At 69.4% G+C, this 6,485-nt stretch carries 5 protein-coding genes; 2 read left to right on the top strand and 3 right to left on the bottom strand.

Going from position 1 to position 6,485, the window contains the following annotated elements; genetic code table 11:
- Positions 1 to 1,209, bottom strand: a 1,209-nt coding sequence (gene phnN, locus Q8M82_RS02685) for a phosphonate metabolism protein/1,5-bisphosphokinase (PRPP-forming) PhnN (RefSeq protein WP_305689839.1), incomplete at its 3' end; no start/stop codon positions are given.
- 16 nt (positions 1,210 to 1,225) lie between these two features.
- Positions 1,226 to 2,059, bottom strand: coding sequence for a carboxylating nicotinate-nucleotide diphosphorylase (gene nadC, locus Q8M82_RS02680; RefSeq protein WP_305689838.1), 834 nt, complete (start codon positions 2,057 to 2,059; stop codon positions 1,226 to 1,228).
- Between the two features lie 451 nt (positions 2,060 to 2,510).
- Here nadC and Q8M82_RS02675 point away from each other — a divergent pair, with 451 nt between their 5' ends.
- Together Q8M82_RS02675 and Q8M82_RS02670 are read left to right on the top strand one after the other, a co-directional pair.
- Positions 2,511 to 3,494 carry a TAXI family TRAP transporter solute-binding subunit gene (locus Q8M82_RS02675; protein ID WP_305689837.1) on the top strand — a complete coding sequence of 328 codons (984 nt, stop codon included), beginning with the start codon at positions 2,511 to 2,513 and terminating at the stop codon, positions 3,492 to 3,494.
- 49 nt (positions 3,495 to 3,543) lie between these two features.
- Positions 3,544 to 5,460, top strand: a complete 1,917-nt coding sequence (locus Q8M82_RS02670; RefSeq protein ID WP_305689836.1) for a TRAP transporter permease — start codon at positions 3,544 to 3,546, stop codon at positions 5,458 to 5,460.
- Between the two features lie 9 nt (positions 5,461 to 5,469).
- Here Q8M82_RS02670 and Q8M82_RS02665 read toward each other — a convergent pair.
- The coding region (locus tag Q8M82_RS02665; RefSeq protein ID WP_305689835.1) for a formylglycine-generating enzyme family protein at positions 5,470 to 6,485 on the bottom strand (1,016 nt) is incomplete at its 5' end.

Here is a 6,485-nt window from a genome sequence, read left to right as displayed (position 1 = left end):
CAGAACCTCCATCGCATCGGCGGTGCCGGCGGCCGAGGTGATGGCGCGCGAGGAGGTCTTGGGCATGGCCAGCCCATGGGCGGCGACGATCGGCGCGACGATCAGCGTGATGCGGCTGCCGGGAATGCCACCCATCGAGTGCTTGTCGACGACGATCGGCTCGTCCCAGCGCAGCGGCGTCGAGAACCCGGCGCGCACGCTCGCGAGTGCCGCGACCTCGGCATCGCTGAGCGAGCGCGTCGCGGCGACGAGGAAGGCCGAGATCTCGCCTTCCGGGTAGCGGCCCTCGACGATGTCGCGCAGCAGCATGGCGTAGTCGGCAGCGCCGAGCTCGGCGCCCTGGATCTTGGCGCGCAGCGCATCGCGGCTGTGCTGCGGCGGGGTGCGCGTCAGCGTGATCTCGCTGCCTTCGGGCAAGGCGAGCTGCGCGAAGGCCTCGCGCGACAGGCCGATCTCGTGCGGCTGCAGCAGCCAGCCGGCCTCCACGACGTTGACCCGGGCGCGGATGCTGCGGCGCGTCCCGTCCGCGGCGACCGGCCCGGCGACGTCGACCTTGCCCGGCCCATCGAAATCCGCGACGCCGATCACGCTGTCGCGCGGCAGATAGGCGATGCTGTCGCGCCAGCCGTCGATCGGGACGGGCTTGAGCGAGAGGCGGCGGGTGGCGGCGTCGATCGCGGCGAGGAAATGCTCGATCCCCTCCTCGACCGTGCCGTCATTGGAGACGGTGATGGTCTCGATGCCCTCAGGCCATTGCGGCGGCTTGCGGGCGAGCCTCGCGGCGATGTCGTCCGCGGTCTCCCGCCCACGGGAGGCGAGCCGGCGGGCGAGCGTCTCGGGCGAGGCGGTGACGTTGATGATGATGAGACGCGGCACGGCACCGGCCAGCGTCTCCAGCACCCCGCGCGAGCCGTTGGCGACGATGTGGCGCCCGGCCAGAAGCTCGTCCCGGAGAGCGGCGCGCAGCCCGTAATGCAGGCCATGAGCCTGCCAGGAGACAAGAAGACCTCCGGCGGCCGCGAGCGCCGCAAAACCCGCCTCGTTGATCGCCTCGTGGTCCTCCCCGCCGGCATCGGCCGGGCGGGTGATCAGGCGCCGCGCGAAGCCGAAGCGCCCGCCCTGCACCAGGGCCCGACGGGCCCCGTCCATCAGCGTATCCTTGCCGGCCCCGCTCGGCCCGACGACGACGAAGAGGATGCCTGGCCGCATGGGGTTCCGGTCGCCTTCAGGCCTCGTCGAGCCCGATGTCCACGGCGGGCGCCGACTGGGTGATCTTGCTGGTCGAGATGTAGTCCACGCCGGTCTCGGCGATGGCGCGGATCGTCTCGTAGCGGATGCCGCCCGAGGCTTCCAGCTTGGCGCGGCCGGCGACATAGGCGACCGCCTCCGTCATCTCCGGCACGGGCATGTTGTCGAGCATGATCACGTCGGCGCCGGCGGCGACCGCCTCGCGCACCTGCTCCAGCCGGTCGCACTCGACCTCGAGCTTGGTCAGGACGGGCAGCTTGCGGCGGGCGCGCTCGACCGCCTGGGCGATGCCGCCGCAGACGGCGATGTGGTTGTCCTTGATCATCACGCCGTTATCGAGCCCGAGGCGGTGGTTTAGCCCGCCGCCGCAGGCGACCGCGTGCTTCTCGAGCATGCGCAGGCCGGGCGTGGTCTTGCGGGTGTCGATCAGCCGGGCGTTCGTGCCCTTGATGATGTCGACATAGCGCGCCGTTTCGGTGGCGATGCCGGAGAGGCGCTGGACGATGTTGAGCGCCGTGCGCTCGGCGGTGAGGATGCCCTGGGCCGGTCCCTCGACGAGGATCAGCGTCGCACCCTTCTCGACGCGCTCGCCATCGGCGACCTCGACCTTGACCGAGAGCCGCGGCTCGTAGCGGGCGAAGACCGCCGCGGCGACATCGATGCCGGCCAGCACCATCGGCTCGCGGGCGTTCATCCGGAAGGCGCCGGTTTCCGTCGGCTCGATCATGACCTGGACGGTCAGGTCGCAGGAGCCGATGTCCTCGCTCAGCCAGAGGTCGATCAGCCGCTGGGTGGTGAAACGGTCATACATGATCAGCCCTGCCCCTGCGCTCCCGCCAGCTCCTGCGGGCTTCGCCATGGGGAGCGAATAGCATGGATGGCCCGATCTGATTACCGTTTGTGTACCAACGATGCGAACGCGGCCATGAGCTGTCAAGCAAGGATTGGCGATGGCCTGCGCCGGGGCTGCTCTTTAGCGCAGCAATCGACGATTTCGGCGCTGTCCTCGCAGTTGTCTCGCAAGGGTTGCAAAAATTTGCTGCAGCGCACGCCGCCCGTTTGGGCGATGAACAGCATTGACAACCCATATGCACACCAACAAACTCTTCCTCGTGCTGCGCAAGTCAGCATTCGACAAGGCGGCTTGAAGCCGCCGGGGAACGGCAGCTACGTCAGATCATCCGCCGGCGGCATCCGCCGGTGGTCTTCGGTTGAGCGGCCCGTTCCCGGGCCGTGTCCGACACGAGGCAGGGAGGGAAACCATGAAGAGACTGGCTTTCACGACGCTCGTCGCGACCGCGCTGGCATTGGGAGCGCTCCCGGCAGCGGCGCAGACCGCGCCGGCGAAGAAAATCACCCTGACCGGCGGCTCCGTCGGAGGCGCCTGGAGCGCCATCGGCAACGCCATCGGCGAAACCATCCGGCGGGAGTCGCCCGGCGCCGCCTTCGGCTACGAGCCGGGGCGCGAGGCCGCGAACATCCAGCTGGTCTCGACGGGAAAGGTCGAGCTCGGCATCGCCCATGCGCAGCTGGTGAAGCGCGCGCAGGCCGGCGAGGAACCCTTCAAGGCCCCGATCACCAATCTGCGCGCCATCGCGCTGATCGACCCGACGGCCGCGGTCCAGATCCTCGTGCGCGAGGATGCCGGCATCGAGAGCTTCGAGAGCATCCTCGCCGCCAAGAAACCCGTTCGCATCGCACTCAACCAGCGCGGCACGCTGATGGCGGTCACCGGCGAGGAGGTGTTCAAGGCCTATGGCATCACCGCCAAGGACATCGAGGGCTGGGGCGGGCGCATCCACCATGTCGACTACAATTCCGGCCTGGAGATGATGAAGAACGGCCAGGTCGACGTCATCATCAACATGCTCGCCTTCCCCTCCGGCCAGATCAACAGCGCCACGCGCGAGATGAAGGTCAAGATGCTCGGCATCTCGCCGGAGGCGACCGCCAAGCTCGGCGCGCTGCTCGGGACGGCGCCGATCACCGTGCCGGCCGGGACCTACGCTTTCCAGCCTGCGGCCGTGCCGACCATCACCGGCAGCGTCGTGCTCTTCGCTTCATCCGAGATGAAGGACGAGGATGCGGCCCTGATCGCCAACGGCATGATCAAGCATTTCGACTATCTGCGGCAGGCGCATGCGATGATGGCCCGGCTCGAGCCGGTCAACCTGACGCAGACCGCGCCGCTGGCGCTGCATCCCGGCGCCGAAGCCGCCTATCGGAAAGCCGGCCTGCTGAAGTGAGGCGCGGCCCTCTCCGCCGCCTCCGGACCAATCCTCTGGAGACATCGCGATGCCGCCCCTGCTGACGATCCTCGCGCCGGGGCGCTCGCGCCAGCTCGACGCTCCCGAGCAATGGAGCGTCCACATCATCGGCGTCGCCGCAGCGATCTCTTTGATCGCCATCTCCTTCGGCTGGTATGTGAAGCGCGAGATCGCGCTGTTTTTCTTCCTCGGCGCGGTCCTTTCGCTGGCCTTCCTGACGACCACCGCCAACCCCGCGCGGCCGACCGGGCGCTCGCTCGCCGCCTGGCTCCTCGTCACGCTGTCGGTGGCCTCCTGCGGCTACTTCCTCGCGATGCAGCCGGTCCACGAACTGCGGTTGCCGATGATCGACGAGCTGTCGACGGCCGATATCGTCGCCTCGATCGTGCTGATCGCGCTGGTGATGGAGGCGACGCGGCGCTGCATCGGGATGATCCTGGTCGTGCTCGTCACGACGTTTCTCGCCTATGCCATCTTCGGCAACCGGCTCACCGGCTCCTTCGCGCATCGCGGCTTCAGCACGCAGGAGATCGTCGACCATCTGGTCTTCTCGACCAATGGGCTGTTCGGCCCGGCGCTCGATGTCGCGGCCTTTCTCGTCGTCGTCTTCGTCGTCTTCGGCGCGCTGCTCGACCGGATCGGCGGGGCCGATTTCTTCTACGACATCGCCAACGCCCTGGTCGGCCGACAGGTCGGCGGGGCGAGCAAGGTCGCCGTGGTCTCGTCGGGGCTCTACGGCTCGATCTCGGGCTCGCCGACGGCGGATGTCGTCACCACCGGCTCCTTCAGCATTCCGCTGATGATCCGCACCGGCGTGAGCCGGACCTATGCGGGCGCGATCGAATCGGCGGCCTCGACGGGCGGGGCCCTGCTCCCGCCGGTGATGGGCTCCGCCGCCTTCCTGATGACGGACTTCACCGGGATTCCCTATGCCACGATTGCGCTGGCGGCGCTGATCCCGGCGCTGCTGTACTATCTGTCGGTCTTCCTCGCGGCGCATTTCCGCGCGCATCGGGAAGGGCTCCCGCCGATGAGCGAGGGCGAAGTGCCCTCGATTTTCGCCGTGCTGCGGCGGGACTGGGCCTATCTGCTGCCGATCGGCCTGCTGGTCTGGGGCGTGCTCAGCCTCAACCGGCCGGCCTTCGCCGGAGCGCTCGCCTGCGCGGCCCTCGTCCCCGTCGCCATGCTGCGCCATCCCAACCCGCTGGCCCTGGTCAAAACGCTGTTCTTCGGCCTCAGCGACGGCATGCGCGGGATGGTGGGCGTCGGCGTCGCCTGCGCCATCGCCGGGCTCGTGGTCGGGACGCTGTCGATGACGGACCTGACCGGCAAGATCAGCTCCGGCCTGTTCCACATGTCCGGCGGCAGCCCGATCCTGACCATCCTCGTCGCCGCCTTCGTGATCATCGTGCTGGGCATGGGCATGCCGACGCCGGCCGTCTATGCCCTGTCAGCCGTGCTGGCGGCGCCGGCGCTGATCGCGCTGGGCGTCGAGGTGCTGCCGGCCCATCTCTTCATCGTCTACATCGCCTCGATGTCGGCGATCACGCCGCCGGTGGCGGTGGCGGCGTTTGCCGCCGCCTCGATCGCCAAGGCCAATCCGGTGATGATCGCGGTCGTCGCGTGCCGCATCGCCATGGTGGCCTTCCTGTTGCCCTTCGTCTTCATCTACCAGCCGGCGCTGCTGCTGATGGGCGCGCCGGGGCAGATCCTGATCTCGGCGGGCACCGCCGCGCTCGGCGTGCTGGCGCTCAACGCGGCGCTGGAGGGCTATTTCCTGGTGATGCTGGACGGCGTGAAGCGCGTGCTGCTGTTCGTCGCCGGCGTCTGTCTGTTCCTTCCCATCGCCACGACCGAAATCGTCGGTGCCTTGCTGCTGGCGGCAACGTTCGGCTGGATCTGGACGTTGCGCCGGTCGCAGCGAGCGAGCCCCGGCGTCGCCTGAGGCCCGGGCTCAGTTGCCGAGATCGCGCGCGACGCGGAAGCCCGCGACCTGATCGCGGATGCCGGGCTCGCTGACGATCCGGGAATCGAGCCGCCGGGCCGCCGGCGGATCGGCCCAGGAGCCGCCCCGCAGGATGCGGCCCTCCTCCTCCCGGCAGATCGGCGGCGGAAAGGGCTGGCCCGGCACGGAGGGGTCGGGCGGGCAAGTGTCGACCCATTCCCAGAGATTGCCGCTGAGATCGGACAGGCCCCAGGGGCTGGCCGCGAAGCTGCCGACCGGTGCCGTCGTGCGGAACCCGTCCCGGCAGGGCGCCGCTGTCCAGCTCGGCATCGCCTGTTTGGCCGTCTCGTCGGCGCCGTTGCCGATCGCGCAGAGGCGTGCGGGGTCGGCCATGTCCTTCGCCGAGGAGGCCGCGACATGGTGCCATTCGGGGTCGGTCAGCAGGCGGTAGCGCTGGCCGCTGCGCTTTGACAGCCAGGCGATGTATGCCTTGGCGTCGCCATGGCTGACGCAGGCGACCGGGTCGCTCTCGGTCTGCGGAAAGCCCGGGTCCTGCCAGGACAGGGTCGGATCGAGCTTCCAGACCGGCGCGCGCACATGGCAGCCGAGCTCAACGACATGGCCGGACTGCTGGACGAAGGCGCGGTACTGCGCCCGCGTGACCTCGAAGCGGCCGACCGCGAAGGGTTGTGGCAGCGCGACTTCGACGGTGCGCGGCGTCGCGCCGGTCGAGAGCTGCATGCGGACATCACCCTCGGGCACCAGGACGAGTTCGGGACAATCGGCACAGTCGCGAAAGCCTTCGCCCGAGCCCGGCTTGACCCAGAGCCGCTTGCCGTCGGCCGCGAGGTCGACATAGCCCAGAGCGGCGAGCCTCGCCGTCACCCGGTTCTTGTCGACGCCCGCCGCGAGCAGTTCGAGCAGGGCCGCCCGGTCGGTGGTGGCGGCGATCCGCGCCGCCATCTCGCCGGCGGGATCGCGCGGCGGCGCCAGCGGGGTGAGCTTCAGGGTGGGGCCGGCGGAGG

This window comes from Allobosea sp. (genome assembly GCF_030694325.1).
Taxonomy (GTDB): Bacteria; Pseudomonadota; Alphaproteobacteria; order Rhizobiales; family Beijerinckiaceae; genus Allobosea.
Note: the sequence above shows the minus strand (reverse complement) of the source record. Positions and strands in the feature narration are given on the sequence as shown.

Bases quoted from the DNA above. Each gene is read 5' to 3' on its own strand.
- Q8M82_RS02675 (WP_305689837.1), top strand. From the start codon at position 2,511: ATGAAGAGACTGGCTTTCACGACGCTCGTCGCGACCGCGCTGGCATTG.
- nadC (WP_305689838.1), bottom strand. From the start codon at position 2,059: ATGTATGACCGTTTCACCACCCAGCGGCTGATCGACCTCTGGCTGAGC.
- Q8M82_RS02670 (WP_305689836.1), top strand. From the start codon at position 3,544: ATGCCGCCCCTGCTGACGATCCTCGCGCCGGGGCGCTCGCGCCAGCTC.